At 67.3% G+C, this 20,473-nt stretch carries 21 protein-coding genes and 1 pseudogene; 9 read left to right on the forward strand and 13 right to left on the reverse strand.

Going from position 1 to position 20,473, the window contains the following annotated elements; genetic code table 11:
- Positions 1-11: 11 nt before the first annotated feature.
- Positions 12-356 carry an ArsR/SmtB family transcription factor gene (locus AC6CHY_RS18895; protein ID WP_498227833.1) on the reverse strand — a complete coding sequence of 115 codons (345 nt, stop codon included), beginning with the start codon at positions 354-356 and terminating at the stop codon, positions 12-14.
- A gap of 156 nt (positions 357-512) precedes the next feature.
- Here AC6CHY_RS18895 and AC6CHY_RS18900 point away from each other — a divergent pair, with 156 nt between their 5' ends.
- Genes AC6CHY_RS18900 through AC6CHY_RS18915 form a run of 4 tightly spaced genes read left to right on the forward strand, consistent with a single transcriptional unit; the run spans position 513 to position 5,503 of the window.
- Positions 513-2,141: an ABC transporter substrate-binding protein gene (locus AC6CHY_RS18900; RefSeq protein ID WP_498227835.1), complete on the forward strand. Its 1,629-nt coding sequence runs from the start codon at positions 513-515 to the stop codon at positions 2,139-2,141.
- Entirely contained in the window at positions 2,138-3,151 is a 1,014-nt protein-coding gene (locus AC6CHY_RS18905; protein ID WP_498227837.1) for an ABC transporter permease, read from the forward strand. The genes AC6CHY_RS18900 and AC6CHY_RS18905 overlap by 4 nt, the downstream gene beginning before the upstream one ends.
- The gene (locus tag AC6CHY_RS18910) at positions 3,144-4,796 is read left to right on the forward strand and encodes an ABC transporter permease subunit (RefSeq protein ID WP_498227838.1); all 1,653 of its coding nucleotides are present in this window, start codon (positions 3,144-3,146) and stop codon (positions 4,794-4,796) included. Before AC6CHY_RS18905 ends, AC6CHY_RS18910 begins: the two co-directional genes overlap by 8 nt.
- Entirely contained in the window at positions 4,793-5,503 is a 711-nt protein-coding gene (locus AC6CHY_RS18915; protein ID WP_498227840.1) for an ATP-binding cassette domain-containing protein, read from the forward strand. The genes AC6CHY_RS18910 and AC6CHY_RS18915 overlap by 4 nt, the downstream gene beginning before the upstream one ends.
- Here AC6CHY_RS18915 and AC6CHY_RS18920 read toward each other — a convergent pair.
- From AC6CHY_RS18920 to pyrE, 8 genes and pseudogenes are all read right to left on the reverse strand, one after another.
- Entirely contained in the window at positions 5,500-6,384 is an 885-nt protein-coding gene (locus tag AC6CHY_RS18920) for an urease accessory protein UreD (protein WP_498227841.1), read from the reverse strand. The two genes, AC6CHY_RS18915 and AC6CHY_RS18920, sit on opposite strands and share 4 nt — an antisense overlap.
- Positions 6,385-6,401: 17 nt before the next feature.
- The gene (gene ureG, locus AC6CHY_RS18925; protein ID WP_217388917.1) at positions 6,402-7,016 is read right to left on the reverse strand and encodes an urease accessory protein UreG; all 615 of its coding nucleotides are present in this window, start codon (positions 7,014-7,016) and stop codon (positions 6,402-6,404) included.
- Positions 7,017-7,062: 46 nt separating this feature from the next.
- The gene (locus tag AC6CHY_RS18930; protein WP_498227843.1) at positions 7,063-7,764 is read right to left on the reverse strand and encodes an urease accessory protein UreF; all 702 of its coding nucleotides are present in this window, start codon (positions 7,762-7,764) and stop codon (positions 7,063-7,065) included.
- Complete coding sequence (gene ureE / locus AC6CHY_RS18935; RefSeq protein ID WP_498227844.1) at positions 7,745-8,218, reverse strand: urease accessory protein UreE; 474 nt, start codon at positions 8,216-8,218, stop codon at positions 7,745-7,747. Before ureE ends, AC6CHY_RS18930 begins: the two co-directional genes overlap by 20 nt.
- Positions 8,219-8,246: 28 nt before the next feature.
- A complete protein-coding gene (gene ureC / locus AC6CHY_RS18940) occupies positions 8,247-9,959 on the reverse strand; it encodes an urease subunit alpha (protein ID WP_217388920.1) in 1,713 nt (570 codons plus the stop codon).
- A gap of 230 nt (positions 9,960-10,189) precedes the next feature.
- Positions 10,190-10,531, reverse strand: a pseudogene (locus AC6CHY_RS18945) (urease subunit beta); the annotation flags it as partial.
- A gap of 19 nt (positions 10,532-10,550) precedes the next feature.
- Positions 10,551-10,853 (reverse strand): urease subunit gamma, encoded by a 303-nt coding sequence (locus AC6CHY_RS18950; RefSeq protein ID WP_217388921.1) that lies wholly within the window; start codon positions 10,851-10,853, stop codon positions 10,551-10,553.
- Between the two features lie 301 nt (positions 10,854-11,154).
- Positions 11,155-11,712, reverse strand: a complete 558-nt coding sequence (gene pyrE, locus AC6CHY_RS18955) for an orotate phosphoribosyltransferase (RefSeq protein WP_217388922.1) — start codon at positions 11,710-11,712, stop codon at positions 11,155-11,157.
- Positions 11,713-11,864: 152 nt separating this feature from the next.
- Between pyrE and AC6CHY_RS18960 the strand changes: the two genes are divergently transcribed.
- From AC6CHY_RS18960 to AC6CHY_RS18970, 3 genes are read left to right on the forward strand one after another with little or no spacing between them, the layout of a single operon-like run.
- Entirely contained in the window at positions 11,865-12,317 is a 453-nt protein-coding gene (locus tag AC6CHY_RS18960) for a MarR family winged helix-turn-helix transcriptional regulator (RefSeq protein ID WP_217388923.1), read from the forward strand.
- Between the two features lie 47 nt (positions 12,318-12,364).
- Positions 12,365-13,189, forward strand: a complete 825-nt coding sequence (gene nadE, locus AC6CHY_RS18965; protein ID WP_217388924.1) for an NAD(+) synthase — start codon at positions 12,365-12,367, stop codon at positions 13,187-13,189.
- Between the two features lie 30 nt (positions 13,190-13,219).
- On the forward strand, positions 13,220-13,918 hold the full coding sequence (locus tag AC6CHY_RS18970) for a peptidyl-tRNA hydrolase (protein WP_336245088.1): 699 nt from the start codon (positions 13,220-13,222) through the stop codon (positions 13,916-13,918).
- Here AC6CHY_RS18970 and AC6CHY_RS18975 read toward each other — a convergent pair.
- On the reverse strand, positions 13,905-15,134 hold the full coding sequence (locus AC6CHY_RS18975) for an acyl-CoA dehydrogenase family protein (protein WP_217388925.1): 1,230 nt from the start codon (positions 15,132-15,134) through the stop codon (positions 13,905-13,907). The genes AC6CHY_RS18970 and AC6CHY_RS18975 overlap by 14 nt on opposite strands.
- 143 nt (positions 15,135-15,277) lie before the next feature.
- On the opposite strand from AC6CHY_RS18975, the gene AC6CHY_RS18980 reads away from it, so the two are divergent.
- Both AC6CHY_RS18980 and AC6CHY_RS18985 read left to right on the forward strand, forming a co-directional pair.
- Entirely contained in the window at positions 15,278-16,993 is a 1,716-nt protein-coding gene (locus AC6CHY_RS18980) for an AMP-binding protein (protein WP_498227847.1), read from the forward strand.
- A 52-nt stretch (positions 16,994-17,045) separates the two neighbouring features.
- Entirely contained in the window at positions 17,046-17,570 is a 525-nt protein-coding gene (locus AC6CHY_RS18985; RefSeq protein ID WP_217388927.1) for a MarR family winged helix-turn-helix transcriptional regulator, read from the forward strand.
- A 37-nt stretch (positions 17,571-17,607) separates the two neighbouring features.
- Here AC6CHY_RS18985 and AC6CHY_RS18990 read toward each other — a convergent pair whose 3' ends face one another.
- From AC6CHY_RS18990 to AC6CHY_RS19000, 3 genes are all read right to left on the reverse strand, one after another.
- Positions 17,608-18,315 (reverse strand): ABC transporter ATP-binding protein, encoded by a 708-nt coding sequence (locus AC6CHY_RS18990; RefSeq protein WP_217388928.1) that lies wholly within the window; start codon positions 18,313-18,315, stop codon positions 17,608-17,610.
- 68 nt (positions 18,316-18,383) lie between these two features.
- The gene (locus AC6CHY_RS18995; protein WP_498227849.1) at positions 18,384-19,499 is read right to left on the reverse strand and encodes an ABC transporter permease; all 1,116 of its coding nucleotides are present in this window, start codon (positions 19,497-19,499) and stop codon (positions 18,384-18,386) included.
- A gap of 132 nt (positions 19,500-19,631) precedes the next feature.
- Positions 19,632-20,447, reverse strand: a complete 816-nt coding sequence (locus AC6CHY_RS19000; RefSeq protein WP_498227851.1) for an MBL fold metallo-hydrolase — start codon at positions 20,445-20,447, stop codon at positions 19,632-19,634.
- Positions 20,448-20,473: the final 26 nt, after the last annotated feature.

A 20,473-nucleotide genomic window follows, 5' to 3' on the forward strand; every position in this document is an offset into this window, starting at 1 on the left:
GGTGATGACCGCTAGTGCTCGGGGTGCAGGGGCGAATGCGGCGCCTGCATCTGGTGCAGCAGCTTGTGGACCTCGGGGTGGGTCAGGGTCCAGCGCCGGTAGCGCCCGTCGGCACGCACGGCCACCACGCCGGCCTTGTGCAGGGTGGCCAGCGCCTGGGTGACGGTGTTCGCGCCCAACGCCGTGGCGGTCGCCAACTGGCTCACCGAGGAGTCGGGTGCCGCGTGCATGGCGATGAGGATCTTCATCCGCGTGGCATCCGCAACCAAGGCAAAGACATCGATCCAGTCGGGCATGTTTTGCTCGGACGCGGCCACCGCATCCGCCCCGACCTTGCTGTGCTCCGTTTCCGGCATGCGATTGCCTCCTTCCCCTTGGGGCGGCTGGTGCGTAAAATCACCGGACCAATTGCCCGAATCCGTTATCTGTCCACCTGGACAGATGTACAGTAGGTGCGTCGCCGCATCCCGTTTGCCCGCCGGTGACCTGGATGAAAGGCCCCAACCCCGAACGTGCGCAATCCACAACGCCTGACGACGCTGGCCCTTCTTTCCTCCATTCTATTGGCCGGGACCGCCTGCGCGCCCGCGGCACCGGGGGCCGCCGGCGCGGAGCGCGCCGGGTCCTCGCTGGCCCTGCTCACCGCGGCCTTGCCGGAGACGCTGAACCCGCTGGCGGGGTTCGACAACAACGGCACGGGCAAGGTCAATGAATCGCTCTACACCCTGGCCGGTTCCCCCGACGAGTTGCCCCGGATCGTACCGCTGTTGGCCGCGGCGGAACCGACGGTCTCCAAGGACGCGCGCACCTGGACGGTTCCGCTGCGCCGAGACGCCCGCTTCAGCGACGGGACCGACTTTGATGCCGCCGACGTGGTGGCAAGCTACAAGGCCATCATGGATCCGGCGAGCGCCTCGCCGATCTTCGGCAGCCTATCGAACCTCCGGCGCGTGGAGGCGCTGGATGCGCACACCGTCCGGTTCACGCTGCGCGAATCCCAGGTCTCGTTCAAGACGGCCATGCTCATCGGCATCGCCCCGTCCGAAGCCATCGTGCCCGGGCAGCGCGTGGAGGAATCGGCGTTGAACCGAGCGCCGGTGGGCACCGGACCATACCTGGTGGATTCGGTCGGCCCCTCGCGGCTGGTGCTGGCGGCCAACCCGGATTACCGCGGCGGCGAGGTCGCGCTCAAACGCGTCGCCTACGAGGCCGCACCCGATGACAATGCCCGAGCCCAACGCATGCTGGCCGGGGAATTCGACGGCACCACACTGCCCCCGCGGCTGGCCCAGACCTTTGCCGCAAACCCCGAATTCGAGCTGGTCACGGCCACCTCCGCAGACTGGCGCGGACTCTCCCTCCCGGCGGACAATCCGCTGACCGGCGACCCCAAGGTGCGCCTGGCGCTGAATCTTGCCGTGGACCGGCAAGCGCTGATCGACGGTGTCCTGGCCGGTGCCGGGCGGCCGGCGCACACCTTCGTGCCCGCCGAATACGGCGATGCCTTCGATCCCGGGGCCGTCTTCGCCCACGACCCGCAGCGCGCCGCAGGGCTGTTGGATGAGGCGGGATGGGTTGTCGGCGAGAACTCGATGCGCTCCAAGGACGGGACCCCGGCCGCGTTCACCCTCATGTACAACCCCGGGGACCAGCTGCGCCGCGACCTGTCCCTGGCGTTCTCGGCCCAAATGAAGCAGCTCGGCATCGACGTCTCCGTCGAAGCCGCGACCTTCGACCAGGCCGAGCCCCGGGCGGGCACCGATGCAATCATGCTTGGAGGCGGCGACACCCCCTACGACGTGGACACCCAGCTGTACAAGATGCTGCATTCCTCCTACCCGGAAACCGGCGCCTACTACGACAACCCGAGCAGGTTTTCCGATCCGGCCATGGACCGGGCCCTGGAAACCGGGCGCACCACCCTGGATGCGGCCAAGCGCGCCACCGCGTACCGCGAGGTCCAGCGGCTGTACGTGGGCGAACCATCCATGGTCCTGCTCGCGTTCATCGACCACACATACGTCCAACGCGCCGCCGTCTCAGACACCTGGCAGGGCACCGGGACCCTGCTGGAGCCCCACGACCACGGCACCGCGTGGGGCCCCTGGGTCAAGCTCGGCCAATGGGTCCCCAAGCAATGAGCACGCAGGCCCCGCCGGCGCTCCTGACCCGGGGGCGCTCCCGTGCCCGCGAGGCTATCTCCCTGCTGGGGCGGCGCACGCTCGTGGGGGTTCCGGCCACGGCCGGGATCACCGCCGCGGTCTTCTGGCTCGCGTCCCTGGCCCCCTTCAACCCGCTGGCCCTCTATCTGGGCTCGCAATACGAACACGCGACCCCTGCGCAACGGGATGAGCTGGCGGCCCGACTGGGGATCAACGATGCCTGGTACGCGATCTGGGGGCGCTGGGTTTCCGGCATCTTCCACGGGGATTGGGGAACCTCCCGGGTCTTCGGCCAGCCGGTGGCACAGGTGGTTTCCGAACGGCTTCCCTACACCGCCTTGCTGGTGGCCTCGGGGCTGCTCGTGGCCATTGCGCTCTCGGTGCTGTTGGCGGTGGGTGCAGCCCGAAGACCGGGATCGGCCGTTGACGCCGTGGCGCTGGGCATTGTCCACCTTGCCCAGGCCATCCCGCCGTTTGTACTGGGACTGGCGGCCATCGCCGTCTTCGCGATCGGCCTGGGATTGCCGGCCGGAGGCGCCGCGTCGGGAGGGGCAGACCCCACCCTCGGCGGCATTGCACTGCACCTGGTTCTGCCGGCGGGCGTGCTGGCGGTGACCCTGCTGCCGTGGCTGGTGCTGAACTTGCGGGCCTCGGTGCTCGAGGCGCTGGATTCCGATGCGGTGCTGGCCGCGCGTGGACGCGGGCTGGGCGAGTTCACGGTCCTGCGCACCCACGTGCTGCCGGTGGCGTTGCTGCCGTTCATGACGGTGGTGGGCTCCCGGCTGGGCGAACTGGTCACCGGGGCGCTGCTCATCGAGGCAGTGTTCTCCTGGCCGGGACTGGCCTCGGCCACGGTGTCCTCGGCGACCGCGGGCGATTTCCCGCTGCTGGCCGCGGTCACCGCGCTGACCAGCGCGGCGGTCTTTGCCGGGTCCGCGCTGGCAGACGCCTGCTACCTTGTCCTTGACCCGCGGGTCAGCGATGTCTAGGCCCCGCCTGCTTCCCCTTGCCCTGCTCGGCCTGGCCGCCCTCTATGCCGTGTTGGTACCGTGGCTGCAACCGCTGGATCCGCGCGCGGTGGACCTGTCCGCGGTGCTGCAGGCACCCTCCGGCCAGCACTTCTTTGGCACCGACCCCTTGGGCCGGGACGTGTGGATCCGTTCCGCGCAGGGCCTGCGCATGTCCCTGCTCCTGGCCTTGTTGGCCTCGGGGTTCTCCACCGTGCTCGGGGTGGGCGTCGGGCTGTTGGCCGCGTGGCGCGGCGGTCTTGTCGACCGCGTTGCCATGCGCCTGGTTGATGCGACGAACGCCCTGCCGCACCTGTTGCTGGCGGTGGTGATTGTCGCCTTGTGGCGCGGGCAGTGGTGGGCGATCGTGCTTTCCATTGCGTTGACGCACTGGACACAGGTGGCACGGATCGTGCGTTCGCGGCTGCTGGCCGAGCGCACGGCAGACTACGTGCAGCTCGCCCGGGCCTCGGGCGCGGGGACAGCCTTCATCTGGTTCACCCACTTGCTTCCGGCGGTCGCGCCGCAGGCCGCCATTGCCCTGGTGTTGCAACTGCCCCACGCCATATGGCACGAAAGCTCGCTGTCCTTCCTGGGCGTGGGGCTGCCCCCGGAATCCGCATCGCTGGGGCTGCTGCTGGAGGACGCCCGCGGCGGGCTTCTGGCCGGCGCCTGGTGGCTGCTGGCCTTCCCCGCCGGGCTGCTGGTTTTGGTCAGCTGGTCCACCGCCGCCCTGGCAGGCACGGCCGGAACGACGCGCCTGCGCAGCCGGCTGGCCCGTACCTTCAGCAAAAGATCCACCACGCGGCGGGCAACGGCCCCGGCCGTTGCCCGCGCAACCCCCCACCCCGATCCGGACCAATCCCCGGACGGCGCGGCAATCCTGGTCTCCACCCTGGGCCTCCGGCTCCCCTCGACCGCCGTCCCCGGGGCGACGTCCCTGGTGCTCAAGGGGATCGACTACCGGGCCGAGGCCGGGCGCATCAATGTCATTATCGGCGCCTCCGGGGCGGGAAAGTCCCTGCTGCTGCGCACCCTGGCCGGGTTGCCGCCCGCCGGCGCAAGTTTCACGGGAAACATCGCGGTCGGCGGACGCACACTGGACGCGGCGGGGCTGGCCGCGGCGCGGGGCACCGAAACCGTACTGGTTCCGGGCTCGTCCGGCACCGCGCTGAATCCCGTGCGGACGGTTGCCTCACAGATGCGCCAAACGCTCAAGGCCGCAACGAGGCCATCCTCCCCCGCCGATGCCCTCGCGGCACTGGAGGCGGCGGCCATCGACGGATCCCTGGCCGCACGCTACTCCCACGAGCTTTCCGGCGGGCAGGCGCAGCGGGTCGCACTCGCCCTGGGCGTTGCCGTCGGCGCGCGGATCCTGCTGGTGGACGAGCCCACCAGCGCCCTGGATTCCGACACGGTTGGCCACGTGGAAACACTGCTGCGGTCCCTGGCCGCAGCCGGAACCACCGTCGTGATGGTCACCCACGACCTCGACCTGGCCCGCCGCATCGCGGACCACCTGGCAGTGGTTCACGACGGGCTGGTCGTTGAATCGGGCCCTGCCCCGGAGGTGCTCGGCAACCCGGCGCATCCGGCGACCGATTCGCTGCTGGGGGCATTGGCATGAGCCTGGAGCTGGCGGACGTTTCCTACACCCACCCCGGCACCGCCCCGGCATCCGGGAAGCTGCTCGAGGGGTTGAGCCTGCGGGTCGGTGCCGGGGAAATCACCGGGCTTGGCGCGCCCTCGGGGGCGGGCAAATCGACGTTGCTGCGCATCGCCGCGTTGATGACGCCCGCGGCTTCCGGGGCCGTGCTCGTCAACGGCCAGGCATTTGCACCAGGCACCCCGGTGCCGCGTCGGGTGCGCCAATCCATTGGCGTGGTGCTGCAGTCCCCGCGTGCCGCCGCCGATGCGCGGCTGCGCCTTGACGCACTGATTTGCGCCCCGCTGGCCATCCGCGACCGCGCCCTGCGCCCGCAACCACGGCGCCATGCGCAGCGGCTGGCGGAACTGGCCGAGGAGGTGCAATTGGATCCGGCACTGCTGCGGCACTATCCGCACCAGGTCTCGGACGGGCAGCTCCAGCGGGCCATGGTGGCCCGCGCCCTGGCCCTGGATCCGGAGGTGCTGATCTGTGACGAGCCAACCGCCCAGCTCGACGCCGGAACCACCGCCGCCATCCTGGGGTTGTTGTCCGCCCGCGCCGCGGCCGGCGCCGCCGTCCTCATCGCCTCGCACGACCGCGCCGCGCTGTCCAGGGTTGCCCACACCATGGTGGACCTGGTGGAGATCAACGGCATCGGCGGACGCCGGGTGGGGCACGCCCCCTAATACTTGCGCAGGTTCAGCGGCTTTTGGCCCCGCAGGTGGTGGCGCAGCTCGTCGACCACCGCCATCAGGACCGCATTGATGGCCTCGGTGGAGTTCGACAGCGCGCGCACCGCGACCCCGGGCCCCGGCACCTGGCTGATGCCCAGGTGCACCGGCGTGCGCTGGGCCTGCCCGACGCGGTAGGCCAGCTCGCGGATGCGCTCCGCGTCCCCGGCGCCGATCTTCGCGTCGATGGCCAGCAGCATGCCCACGTGCGTGAAGTCCTGCAGGAAAAGCAGCGAATCCAGCGAATCCTCCCCGGGCCGCACCAGCAGGTTGTCCAGCACCGCCAGGCGCCCGCCCACCGAGACCTCGGTGCGCAGGCGCACCTCGTCGTAGCGGAAGAGCTTCCCGTCCGGGCTCCACCCGGGGGTGAGCACCTCGCAGAACAGCAAGCTGGAATCTTCGTGCATGTCGACGCTCGTGAACTGCCGGTAGCTGGCCCCGCGGTAGGCGATGAGCTGGTCGGGCACGTATTCGAGCACCGCACCCGGCCCCAGGCGCACCACCATGTCCTGGCGGGCAAAGGTGCCCGGGGTCTTGTAGACCTTGGTCGCCGACTGGGTGGTCAGCAGCAGCGAGGTGTCCTCGTCCACCGAGACCTCGATGCCGTAGTTGTCCCCGCCCAGGTACCCGCCCCCGGGGTTCACGATGGTGTAGCAGACCTGGGCCGTGTCATCGAGGTAGTGCGGGCGCAGGATCCGCAGCGCGCCCTGGTGGTACTGCCGGGTGGCGATGGCCTTGCCTGCCCGGGTTCCCACCTGCAGGCGCAGCTCGCCCACGAGCTTGGTTCCCGCAAAGGGCGAGGGGCCCAGCTCCCGGATTGCCGGAGGTTCGGCCATTGTCGGTGCCATTGGCCCTAGCCCAGATCCAGCATCAGCACCTCGTGCTTGAGCCAGTCGATCACGGTGTCCAGTCCCTCGTCGGTCTTGAGGTTGGTGAAGCAGAAGGGCTTGTCCCCGCGGAACTCCTTGGAGTCGCGTTCCATCACCGACAGGTCGGCGCCCACGTAGGGTGCCAGGTCGGTCTTGTTGATGATGAACAGGTCGGACTTGATCATGCCCTGGCCGGCCTTGCGCGGGATCTTCTCTCCCTGGGCCACGTCGATGATGTAGACGGAGAAGTCCACGAGTTCCGGGGAGAACGTCGCGGAGAGGTTGTCTCCCCCGGACTCGACGAAGATGACCTGCAGGTCCGGGTGCTTGGCCTTCAGCTCCTCGATGGCCGCGGAGTTCATCGAGGTGTCCTCGCGGATGGCGGTATGCGGGCAGCCGCCGGTCTCGATGCCGACGATCCTATCCAGCGGCAGCACGCCGTTGGCCGCCAGGATCTTGGCGTCCTCGATGGTGTAGATGTCGTTGGTGATCGCGGCCATCGACACCTCGTCGTTCAGCCGCCGGGTGATCCGCTCGATGAGCTGGGTCTTGCCGGCACCGACGGGCCCGCCGATGCCAATCTTGATGGGTTCCATCATGCACTTCCTTAATCTCATGGGTTTCCCGCGCCGCGTGTCCGTCCGCTCAGGACATGAACATGCGGGCGCGCAAGTGTTCGTGGCGCATCTGCGCTATTTCAAGGCCCGGCGCAGCCGCGCCCAGGTCTTCCTCATCCAGGGTGAAGATGGTGTCCACGGCCGCCAGCACCGGGGCATGCATGGCCCGCAGCACCCGCTGCCCGGCGTTCTGCCCGATGGGGATCCCGCGGATCGCGTTCTGCGTCAGCGAGGTGACGGTCGAGAACAGGTAGGCGGCCACGGTGTCCGCGCACGGGGCGCCGGCACCTTTCGCGCCCAACGCGAAGGCGATGCCCGGGTGCCCGGAGCATGCCCCGGATTCCACCTGCAGGCGGTACGCTTCCAGCTCGGGCGTGGGGAAGACGCTGGTGGCCACGTGCAGCATGCGCGCACCCATCTTCACCCCGGCCTCGCGGATCTGCCTAGGCACCGCCGCGGCAGTCACCAGCGCATCGATGCGCGCCAGCTCCTCTGCCCCGGCGGCCTCGTGGGCAAGGCGCACCGCCAACCCGTCGGTATAGGCCAGTGACTGGGCGATGAACCTTTCGAGCCACAGCGTGAAGCTGGCCTCGTCGTGCACGGTCCGGGCGTCCAGGTAGCTTTCCAGGCCCATGGAGTGGCTGAAGGCGCCGGTGGGCAGCGCCGAGTCGGTCAGCTGCAGCAGCGTCAGCAGGTGGCCCGGCCCGGGGCTAGTGGGTGTGCTCGGCATGGCGGAACGGCACCGGCATCACGCGCTCCCGGCGCTGGTACGGCGTTCCGTGGTGCTTGAGGAAGTCCTCCACGGTGTGGTCGTACTGCACCACCATCACCGCGGCACCATAGTCGGAATCGGCGTCGAAGAACTGGGCCTGCAGGTGGCGGTTGCCCAGGGCGTGCGCCACCTGCCCCATCTCGAAGATGCTGCCGGGGGCAATGACCAACACGTCGGTGGGCAGCACCGAGATCGTGATGATTTCCTTCTCGTTGCGGAACAGGATGTCCCCGTCGACAAGGTCGGGTCCCGGGGCCAGGCGGATGCCCAGCTCCCGGCCGTGGTCGGTGGTGACGCGCTGGATGCGCTTGACCAGGGCCGAGGAGGGCAGCACGACTTTTTCTTCGTGCAGCTTTGCCAGCTCGGCCTCGGGAACATCTTTCTTGTTCCCCGTCAGCTGCTCGATGATCATGAAACTCCTTGTGGTTCTCGCCGTCGGTTTAGAAGAGGAAGTAGCGCTGGGCCATGGGCAGCACGCTGGAGGGCTCGCAGGTGGCCAGCACGCCGTCGACGGTGACCTGGTAGGTCTGCGGGTCGACCTGGATGTCCGGGGTTTCCCCGTTGAACTTCATATCGGCCTTGGTCAGCGAGCGGATCCCCGACACCGGGCGGATGACCTTGCGCAGCCGCAGGCGTTCGGGCACGCCCTCCTCGATCGCGGCCTGGGACAGGAAGGTGATGGAAGAGGAATGCACCGCTGTGCCCAGCGCACCGAAGTTCTCGCGCAGGGTGCGCGGCTGCGGGGTGGGGATCGAGCCGTTAGCGTCGCCCATGAGCGACTGAACGATCAAACCGCCCTTGATCACCATGTCCGGCTTCACGCCGAAGAACGCCGGTTCCCAGAGCACCAGGTCGGCGAATTTGCCTTCCTCGATGCTTCCGATGGAATCGGCGATGCCGTGGGCGATAGCCGGGTTGATGGTGTACTTCGCCACGAACCGCTTGATCCGGAAGTTGTCCCCGACCTCCGGGTCGCCCTCCAGCTTGCCGCGCTGGCGCTTCATGGCGTCGGCGACCTGCCAGGTGCGCAGCACCGTCTCCCCGACGCGTCCCATGGCCTGGGAGTCGGAGGAGGTCATGGAGAACACGCCCATGTCGTGCAGCACGTCCTCCGCGGCGATGGTTTCGGCGCGGATGCGCGAGTCGGCGAACGCGACGTCCTCGGGGATGTCAGCGTTGAGGTGGTGGGCCACCATAAGCATGTCGAGGTGCTCGTCCACGGTGTTGTTCGTATACGGCAGGGTCGGGTTGGTGGAGGCCGGCAGCACGTTGGACAGGCCCGCCATGCGGATGATGTCCGGCGCGTGTCCGCCGCCGGCCCCCTCGGTGTGGAAGGTGTGGATGACACGGCCGTCGATGGCCGCGATGGTGTCCTCGACGAAGCCGCATTCGTTCAGCGTGTCGGCGTGGATGGCGATCTGCACGTCGAATTCGTCGGCGATCTTCAGCGAGTTGTCGATGGAGGAGTGGGTTGCACCCCAGTCCTCGTGGATCTTCAGGCCGATGGCGCCGGCGCGGATCTGCTCGGCCAGCGGTGCACGCGCGCTGGCGTGCCCCTTGCCCAGGAGGCCGATGTTCATCGGCAGGTTTTCCACGGCCTGCAACATCCGGGAGATGTGCCAGGGCCCGGGCGTCACGGTGGTGGCCTTGGATGCGTCCGAGGGCCCGGCGCCGCCTCCGATCATGGTGGTGACTCCGGAGGCCAGTGCCACCGGGATCTGGTCGGGGCTCACGAAGTGGATGTGGGTGTCGATGGCCCCGGCAGTGAGGATCTTGTGCTCGCCGGCGATGATGTCGGTGGCCGCGCCGATGGTGATGTTGACCCCGTTGGTGATGTCGGGGTTTCCGGCCTTGCCGATCTTGAAGATATGGCCGTCGCGCAGGGCGACGTCGGCCTTGTAGATCCCGGTGTAGTCAAGCACCACCACGTTGGTGATGACGGTGTCCGGGATGTCCTGGTCGCGGGTCATCTGGCCGTTTTGGCCCATGCCGTCGCGGATGACCTTGCCGCCGCCGAAGACCACCTCGTCGCCGTAGTTGGTGTAGTCGTGCTCGATCTCGGCCAGCAGCTCGGTGTCCGCCAGGCGAATGGCGTCCCCCGTGGTGGGGCCGTACATTTCCGCATAGTGCTTGCGGCTCATCTCGAAACTCATTTGGTGCCCTCCGCTTCGGGATCCTCATTCACGGCATCCTTGGAACCGGCTTCCTCGCCTTCCTCGCTGGCGCGCCGGACCTCATCGGGGTGCGGCGGCAGGGATTCGTCGACCTCGTCGACGCCGAAGTCGGTGTGGAAGCCCACGGATTCGCGGCCCAGGTTGGGCAGGTCGATGTCGTAGTCGGCGACCAGCTCGGCCTCGGTGATCGGGTTGATGCCGGCAGAACCGCCAATGGCCTCGGTTTCGACCGCGGGGATGGTTTCGCCCACCGGTCCGTTCACGCGGTCCTGGAATCCGTAGACGTGGCGGCGGCCGGCGAATTCGACCAGGTGGACGGTCTTGGCGTCCCCGGGTTCGAAACGCACCGCGGTGCCGGCGGGAATGTCCAGGCGGAAGCCGCGGGCCGCGACCCGGTCCAGGTCCAGCTGCGGGTTGACCTCGGCAAAGTGGTAATGCGATCCGACCTGGATGGGGCGGTCCCCGTGGTTCACCAGGTTCAGGATTCGGGTTTCGAGCTCCGCGTTGCAGAGCACGGGCTCGTCACGCAGGATGTATTCTCCCGGTTTCATGGTCTTCTCTCCCTTAGGCCTAGCGAATCGGGTTGTGGACGGTGACCAGCTTGGTTCCGTCGGGGAAGGTCGCCTCGACCTGCACGTCGGGAATCATGTCGGCGACCCCCTCCATGACCTGCTCGCGGGTCAGGATGGTGGTTCCGTAGCTCATCAAATCCGCCACCGTGCGCCCGTCCCGGGCACCCTCAATGAGTTCGTAGGTAATGATGGCTACGGACTCGGGGTGGTTGAGCAGCAGTCCGCGGGCCTGGCGTCTGCGTGCCAGGTCGGCGGCAACAACCACCATGAGTTTTTCGTGCTCACGCGGGGTCAAATGCATCTAGGGCTCCAGTTCTCAACAGCGGTAATGAAATACGCCACCCGTTATCTTCAACCGGCGGGTAGATGCGCCGGGAGGTCCGTGGATAGGGCAAGAATAGCAGAAGAAAACCGGCAACCATCTTGCGCGTGGGCTGGCGCGCCAGCACCTTGGCCCGTGTGCTGATTCGCGGCTCCCGGGGTGGCGACGAGAGACTTCCAACCATTGCCTGACCTCGGACAAAGACAGGACGTCCCGCCGTTTCCACTGTGGGTGGAAACGGCGGGACGCCCTGGCGTTGCCCTCGCAGCGTCGGGGTCTCCTAGAGACCCAGCTCGTCCTTGCCGTAGGCGTAGAGGTAGGGCACGCCGGCCTCGGCTTCGATGCGCTCCTTTGAGCCGGTGTCGCGGTCAACGATCACTGCCACCGCCACGACATTGCCGCCTGCCTTGCGCACGCCCTCGACGGCGGTCAGCGCGGATCCGCCGGTGGTGGAGGTGTCCTCGAGGACCACGACATTGCGTCCCTCGACCGAGGGGCCTTCGACCTGGCGGCCCATGCCGTAGGACTTCTGCGCCTTGCGGACCACGAACGCGTCGATTGCGCGCCCGGAGTGTCCGGCTGCGTGCATGAGCGCGGTCCCCACCGGATCCGCACCCATGGTCAGGCCGCCGGCATTGGTGAATTCGATCCCCGCCTCGTCGAGCATTTCCAGCATGACGGAGCCGACCAGCGGGGCGGCCTCGTGGTGCAAGGTGATGCGGCGTAGATCGATGTAGTAGTCGGCCTCCTTGCCGGAGGAAAGGATGACCTTGCCGTGGACCACGGCGAGTTCCTTGATGAGTTCGAGCAGGCGGGTGCGCGCGGCAGTGTTGGTCATGGGTTCAATTCTAGTTTGGCCGATGGCATACCTGCGATCGCCGCGGCTATGTGTCATCGTTTGGCCGGCACCTTCGGCCCCGCCACACCCCACCCGGGGCGCAGCCTCCCCGACTACAGACAGGCAGGTGGTCCCCGGGTTAGGGTGGGGTCATGACCGATTCTCGCCCATTGGGTTACTGGCTTAAATTGGTTGACTCGCTCATCTCCGAGCAGTTCGCCAACTCCCTCGAAGAGCACGGCGTCACGCGCCGGCAGTGGCAATTGCTCAACGTCCTGTCGCGCGGTCCTGCCACCGGCGGCGAGCTCACCGCCGCCCTGGCTCCCTTCTTTGGGGAGGCCCAGGCGGAGGACGAGCCCGCCAGCCCGTCCGAGCACCTGGCCGAGCTGGTTGAATCGGGCTGGGTCGCCGAGGAGGGCCACACCTTCACACTCACCGAGCGGGGTACGGTGTCACTGGACCGCCTGACCGAGATCGTCGACTCCATGCGCGAGGAATCCAGCGCGGGGATCACCACCCAGGAGTACGCCACCACCGTTGAGTCCCTGAGGAAGATGGCCGGCAACCTTGGCTGGGACCCCAACAGGCCACCGGCAGACGCGTAGGGCATTTCCATCACGTTCCCGTCCCGGTGACAGGCTAGGCTTGGCACATGCGCGAACTACAGGCTGCCATCATCAAGGAAATGGGTGTCAAGCCCCGGATCGACCCCGCCGCGGAGGTCCGTGCCCGCATTGATTTCCTCAAGGAGTACCTCACCGCCACGCACACCAACGGTTTCGTGCTTGGCATCTCCGGAGGGCTGGATTCCACCTTGGCCGGGCGTCTGGCCCAGCTTGCCGTCGAGGAACTCCGCGCGGCGGGAACCGACGCCAAGTTCGTTGCCGTGCGGCTCCCGTACGGAACCCAGCTCGACGAGGACGACGCGCAGGCCGCCCTGGATTTCGTGGCCGCCGACGTCGAACGAACCTTTAACGTCAAGGCCGGCGTCGATGGCCTCGAATCCGCCTTCCACAAGGCCGTGGGCACACCGATCTCGGATTTCAACAAGGGCAACATCAAGGCGCGCATGCGCATGATCGCGCAGTACACGCTGGCCGGCGAGGAGAACCTCCTGGTGCTCGGCACCGACCACGGCGCCGAATCCGTCACCGGGTTCTTCACCAAGTTCGGAGACGGCGGTGCGGACCTCCTGCCGCTCTTCGGATTGAACAAGCGCCAGAACCGCGAGCTGCTGAGGCACCTGGGTTCCCCAAAGCAATTGTGGGAAAAGGTCCCCACGGCCGACCTGCTCGACGGGCAGCCGCTGCGCACCGACGAGGACGAGCTGGGCATCACCTACGAGAACATCGACGACTACCTGGAGGGCCGCGAGATCCCGGAAGCCGCCGCGTCCCTGATCGAGGGCAAGTTCCTGCGCACGCGCCACAAGCGCACCACCCCGGTCACCATCTTTGACACCTGGTGGAAGGCCTGAGCGGTGCCGGAACCGCATAGGCTGGACCCCGTGGAAAGCACCCTTAACGAACCATCCCCACGTCCCGAGGCACCGGAAAATCCGGAGGCGGAATTTCCGGAGCCGACCGGCGAGCTGGTCCAGCCCATCATCCTGCTGGTGGACCGCGAGGAACCCTGCCCCGAGGACGAGGGCATTGCCGTCGCGGCGCTTGCCTCGGTCGGCGCACTGCTCGCCAACCCGCGCCACCCATATTGGCGACCGTGGGCGCAGGGCGCGTTTGCCAAGAGCGTCCGCCGGGCCGACGCCAAGATGTTCGCCAAGGTCGCCGGGGAATTCCCCGGACACACCCTGGCGCAGATCGGGACGGCCCGGGCCATGGGATTCGCGCCAATGCAGGCAGACTCGCTGCCCAAGCGCCTGGCCAAACTCCAGGTCTCGGGAACGACCCTGCCGCCGGGTTCCCCGATGGATCCGACGGCGGTACGCATCACGCTGAACGACTCATTGGGGATGAGCACCGGCAAGGCCGCCGCGCAGGCGGCGCATGCGCTGTTTGCCTGGGTACTGGAGGGAAACCCGCAAGACCTTGATACCTGGCGTGCGGCCGGCTGCCCGCTGTCGATCGAGCGCCTGGACTCCAAGGCATTCAGGAAGAATGCGCGCTCGGCCAGCGGCCCGGTCATCCATGATGCCGGCCGCACCGAGATCACCCCGGGCTCCGCAACGGCGTTCGTCAATGTTGGTTGACGAACGCCGAGATGCCGGTGACGGCCCGGCCGACGATCAATGAATTGATTTCGTAGGTTCCCTCATAGGTGTAGAGGACTTCAACGTCCCCGAAAAGCTTGGCCATCTCATAGTCGCTGGTCACGCCGTTGCCTCCCAACAGCGCACGTCCCTTGGCCGCGGATTCCCGGGCCAGGCGGGTGGTGGTCGACTTGGCCAGGGCGGCCTGGACCATTTCGAGGTCCCCGCTCCCCTGGATCCTGGCCAGGTCCGCCATGAGTGAAAGACTCGCCATGGCGTTGCCCAGGATCTCGGCCAGCGGCAGCTGCACCAATTGGAAGCCGGCAATGGGTGCACCGAACTGCGTGCGCGCCAGGGCATAGTCCCTGGCAATGTCGAAGATCCCCAGCTGCACGCCCGCTGCCTGCCACCCCACCCAGGCGCGCGAGTGCTTGAGCAGTTCGTTGGCTGCCGCGAAGTTCCTGGCGCCGGGCAGCCTGTTGGATTCGGGAACACGGACCGCATCCAACCGGATATCCGCATTTTGCATGACCCTCAAGCCGATCTTGTTGGAGATCTTGGTCGCGCTGAAACCGGGGCGATCCGATTCGACGATGAAGGCCTTGATCGCCTGGTCCTGCGTGTCGCGTGCCCACACCAGGGAGAAGTCGGCCATGGTGGCCGCACCGATCCAGCGCTTGGCCCCGCTGATGACCCATTCGTCGCCGTCGCGGGTGGCCGTGGTGGCCAGTCCCCCGGCAATGTCGGAGCCGTGCTCGGGTTCGGTCAGGGCAAAGGCACCCAGGGCCGTGAATTGGGTCAGTGCGGGCAGCCATTTCTCCTGCTGCCCTGCCGATCCCAATTCCCGGATCATGCCGACGATGAGTTCGTTGTGGATGCCAATGAGGGCCGAGAGGGAGACATCGGCGCGTGCGGCCTCGACATAGACCAGGCCCTTGAAAAGTTCGCTGCTGCCGTCCAGCTGGATTCCGCCGAGCCCGTGGGCTGCCATTTCGGGCAGGAGATGGTGCGGGAACTCCTCGCGGTTCCAGTACCCGAGGGATTCGGGGCGCACCCGGTCCTGCAGAAACGTGCGGATTTCGCGCAGGCGCCGACGTTCGGACGGCTCCAGCTGCTGCCAAATGTGCATCAGGTCGACGTCCGGAAACGGCAGCCCCGCGGCGTTTCGCTCAATGCCGGCTACGGCGGTGGTTGCCTGGTTCTCACTCAATGGCATGAGAGGGTGACTCCTTCTGTCCGGTGAAATGTTTGGCTCGATGTTTGCAAGCCCTTCCAAACCCTTGGATATCCAAGTATATTTGCAAGTGATTCAAATCACTAGGGCTTCCTACTAATTGGGGTCCGGGCGAAAGGACGGCAATGACGGTTACCGAAGAATTCCGTGCAGCACGCGACCGGCTTTTGGAATTGCGCACCAATTACACCGGCGCCCGCCAGGAATTCAGGTGGCCCGAGTTCACGGAGTTCAATTTCGGCCTGGACTGGTTCGACCAGGTGGCCGGGGACCCGCTGCGCGCAAACACCGATGCGCTGGTCATTGTCGAAAAGGACGGTACGTCAACGCGCCGCACGTGGGCCGAATTGTCTGCCCGTTCCGGCCAGGTCGCCAACTGGATGCGCTCGATCGGCATGAAGCGCGGCGAGAAAATGATCGTCATGTTGGGGAACCGGGTGGAACTCTGGGAGATCATGCTGGCCGGCATCAAGTTGGGGATGGTCATGATCCCCACGACCACGCAGATGACCCATCTGGACCTGCAGGACCGGGTCGAACGGGGCGGGGCGCGCTGGGCCCTGGCCGGTCGCGGAGACACCGATAAGTTCGACCGGGTCGCCGGCGACTACACGGTGGTCCACGTCGACGGCGACGCACCGGCGGGCGCCGTGGACTACACCGAGAGCACCGGGCATCCCGCGGAATTCGAACCGGAAGTCGCAACCAAGGCAGATGAAACCCTGCTGCTGTATTTCACCTCCGGCACCACGTCCAAGGCCAAGCTGGTGGAACACACCCATACCTCTTACCCGGCCGGGCACCTGAGCACGATGTTCTGGATCGGCCTGGAGCCCGGGGACGTGCACCTGAATGTCGCTTCCCCGGGCTGGGCCAAGCACGCGTGGAGCAACTTCTTCACCCCCTGGATTGCCGAGGCGACGGTCTTCCTCTACAACTACGAACGCTTCGACGCCAAGGCGCTCATGGCCCAGATGGACGCCGAGGCCGTCACGAGCTTCTGCGCCCCGCCCACGGTGTGGCGCCTGCTCATCCAGGCCGACCTGACGGCGCTGAAGAACCCTCCGGCCAAGCTGGTGTCGGCCGGCGAACCGTTGAACGCCGAGGTCATCGACCAAGTCAACCGCGCCTGGGGACAAACGATCCGCGACGGCTTCGGGCAAACCGAAACCACCGTGCAGATCGCCAACCCGCCGGGAATGCCCATCAAGATCGGCGCCATGGGCCGTCCCATGCCCGGCTACGACGTGGTCCTCATCGACCCCGCCACCGGGGAAGCCGGCAACGAGGGGGAAATCTGCCTGCGGCTGGAGCCACGTCCACTGGGGCTGATGAAGTCCTACTACGGGGATGCGGAAAAGACGGCGGATGCCTTCCGTGACGGCGTCTACCACACCGGCGACATGGCCGAAATGGACGAGCAGGGGGTCATCACCTACGTGGGTCGCGGGGATGACGTGTTCAAGTCCAGCGACTACAAGCTCAGTCCCTTTGAGCTGGAGTCGGTGCTGATCCAGCACCCCGCGGTGGCCGAGGCAGCCGTGGTGCCCTCCCCCGATGAACTCAGGCTGTCGGTTCCCAAGGCCTTCGTGGTCACGGCCGCGGGCCACGAGCCCTCGGTGGAGCTGGCCGAAAGCATCCTGGGATTCTGCCGGGAACACCTGGCCCCCTTCAAGCGGATCCGCCGGCTGGAGTTCGCCGAGCTTCCCAAGACCATTTCGGGAAAGATCCGGCGGGTGGAGTTGCGCAACAGCGAGGTGGCACGCCACGAGGGCGCCGCGGGGCTCCTGCCCCAGGGGGTCGAGTACCGCGACGACGATTTCCCGTCCCTGAAATCCTGATGCCCGAGGTGGCTTGGATAAGCTGGGGCACGAGTTCTATCCGGAGGGAACATTGAGCCAACCACTACCGCGCGACCCGATCCTGGAAGCGCAACGCAATTGGGAACGCCACGGGTGGCAGGACGTCGCCGAACCCATGGCGGCGATCACCGCGCTGATGCGGACGCAGCAGATCCTTTTGCAGCGCGCGGAAACGGTGCTCAAGCCATTCGGGCTGACGTTCGCCCGGTACGAGATGCTCGCACTGCTGAGCTTTGCCCGCGACGGCGAACTGGCCATGAATCGGGCCAGTGCCCTGCTGCAGGTGCATGCCACCTCGGTGACCAACGCCGTGGACCGGCTGGAGGGCGCCGGGCTGGTGGCACGCACCAAGCATCCGACCGACAAGCGCACCACGCTCATTGCCCTGACGCGGCAGGGCAGGGAGCTGGCCGCGGCCGCCACCGTCGAGCTCAATGCCCAGGTCTTCGCGGACTCCGGTTTTTCCGACCGCGACATTTCCACGTTGATCCGGATCTTCAGCAAGTTCCGCCGCGAGGCCGGGGACTTCTCCGCGGACGAGCCGGCTCCCAAGTAGGGCGGGGCCCTTCCCCGTCTCCTTGGCCGGGGGCCTTCTAGGCGTCGACAAGCTGCGCGAGGCCGAGCCTTCCGTCGCGCATGGTGGCGACGGAGTCGGTGAGCGGGATGAATTCGGTGTCGTGCGTGACCATGACGGTGGCCACCGAAAACTCCTTGGTCACCTGGGCCAAAAGCCTCACGATTGATTCGCTGCGCGCATGGTCAAGCGCGGCGGTGGGCTCGTCGACCAGCAACACCTTCGGCTGTCCCATCAGGGCGCGGGCGATGTTGACGCGCTGGCGCTGCCCGCCGGAGAGTTGATGCGGGCGCTTCCCGGCGGCGTCTGCCAGCCCCACGATGTCCAGCAGCTCCAGGGCGCGCGACCTGGCGGGCTTCAGCGGCCTGCCGCGCAGGTGGTCGGAGATCATCAGCTGTTCGACGGCGGTCAGCGAGGCCAGCAGGTTGGGTTGCTGGAAGATGATGCCGACCTTCTCGCGACGCAGGGCGGTCACCTGTGCATCGTTCAGGTCGCTGGCGGTGGTTCCGTCGATGATGACCAGGCCGCTGGTGGGCCGGATCAGCGTGGCGGCGGCGGCCAACAGCGAGGACTTTCCGGAGCCCGAGGGGCCGATCAACGAGAGCATCCGGCCTGCGCCCACACCGAGGTTGACGCCGTCCAGGGCCTTGAGGGTGCCCTGCCCGTCCGGATATTCCAGGGTCAGGTCGATCAGTTGCAGGGGCATGGTGGTGGCAGGGGTGCGCATGGGAATCCTTTGCGGGGAGGGCGGGGAAAGGGACGGGAAAGGGACGTGGGCCGCGGCCTGTCGAGGGGCTAGTTGCCACCCAGGGCGATCAGCGGATCGACCTTGGTGACACGGGAGACGGCGAGCGCCGCCCCGGCCAGGCCGAGCGCGAAGACCCCGAGGATGGGCAGCAGCGTGGTTGTGGGGCCCAGCAGGAAGGGAGCCGCGTTGGCGGCGAGGGAGCCGCCGAGAATGCCGATGCCGCCGCCGATCCCGGCACCGAGCAGCAAGACGATGCCGGCCTGGGTGATGGCGTCCCGGAGCACATAGCGGCCGGAGCCGCCCAGGGCCTTGAGCACGGCGATGTCGCGGGTGCGCTGCACGGTCCAGACCGTGAGGAAGGCAAGGATCACCAGGGCCGAGATGCCGTAGAGGAAGCCCTGCATCATCAGCAGCGAGCCGTTTTCGCTCTTGTAGGACCCGAGCGCGGCATAGGAGCCGGTGCGGGTGGTGCTGGCGGTGGCGGCAGCGGTGTTCGCCGCGTCGGTGTCAACGGAGGACCCCTCCTGGTTGGTGACGGCGATGACGGTGCCGGCCTGGGTGTCGTCCCCCAGGTGGGCGAGCCTGGCCCAGGAGTCGAGGTCGGTGTAGACCACCGAGGTGTGCGAGTACCAGTTGTCCGCGGCAATCCCTCCGACGACCAGGTCCACCCCGGCCATGGAGACGGTGTCGCCGGTCTGCAGCGACAGGTCCTCGGCCACGGACGCGCCGATGACGACTTCTCCCCCGGCCACCGGCAGGGGTGCAAGGGAGCTGCCCTCCGGGAGGCCGAAGACCGCCACGTTGGTGGTTCCGGTGCTGGTTTCCGAGCCGGCGGCCGAGCCCTGGAAGCGGGTTTGGGTGATGCCGAGGGCCTCGGCCGACGCGACGCCCGGACGATTGCCCCACGCCGCGACCTGGTCCGCGGTGACCTGGCTTTCGGTGAAGGAGGCCTTGGGGTCGTTGCCGCTGGCGGCACCGAAGGCGATGGTGTCAACGGGCGTGGTCGCCGAGCCGAGGTTTTTCAGCGCGGAGGTGGATTGGTCGCCCAGGCCGGCGGTGAGCCCGGAGAGCATGACCAGCAGCAGCGTGATGAGGGCGACCACCGAGCCCATGAGAGCGAAGCGGCCCTTGGCGAAGCGGATGTCGCGGATTGCGAGGAACACGGCGGGAGGTTCCCTTTCAGTGGATGGTGCGGGGGCCTTGCCGGCGGCAATGTCCCCCTTCTTATCTCCCATCCTCCGTTTTCCCGCACCCGTGCACATCGACCATATGGTCGATTGGTGCCGCCCCTGCCGCTACTCGGGCATCTCCCCGTTGACCCACGAAATGTACCGGCGCAGCGTCCGTTTGACCGCGGTGTGGGCGTCCTCCTCCAATACGCCGAAGGCGCTGTACATCCGGGTGAACTCCAGCGGCATCACGATGTCAAGGATGCGTTCTATGGCACTGGCGGGCAGCGGGATGTTGTTGACGTAGCTGCGCATGGCGTTTGCCGATGTCCTGTCGCCGCCCACGGCAATGGTGTCCCCGCTGACCAGCACCCCGGCACCCTTCCGCCCGGCCGGCCAGTGCACGACGCTGCTGCCGGCGAAGTGCCCGCCGCATTGGTACATCCAGAGGCCGGGGAGCATCTCGACCTTTCCTTCCCATAGCCTGATGACAGGATCCGGGCGCCGGATCCACTGCTCATCTGCCGCGGCAACGTACACGGGGACGCGTCCGAAGCGATGGCTGTACTGGATCGACGAGCCGGTCAGGTGCGGGTGGCTCGAGGCAATGGCCGCCACCCCGCCGAGCTCGTCGATGCGCCGCGCACCGGCCGCATCGATGAACCCGGGCGGCTCGAAAAGGAGGTTGCCGCCGGGGGTGCGGACCAGCAGTCCCCGCTGTCCAATGCCCAGTTTCGGTGTCGTGGTGATGGCATGGAGGTTGGGCTCCAGCTCCCGGACCTCCATGCTGTAGCCCCGGGCTTCGAGCTCGTCCCGGGTGGTCCAGGACTGGCCGGACGCGGGAACCCATTGGCGTTCGTCCTCGCAGATCTCGCAGCGCCCGGGCGGCTCCGGGGCATCCGCGTGCTCGATGGCGCAGGTGGAACAGCTGAAAATGGTCATCAAGTCCCGCTTCCCTCGATTTTCAG

The sequence above is a fragment of the Paeniglutamicibacter sp. GQ140 genome, assembly GCF_059759235.1.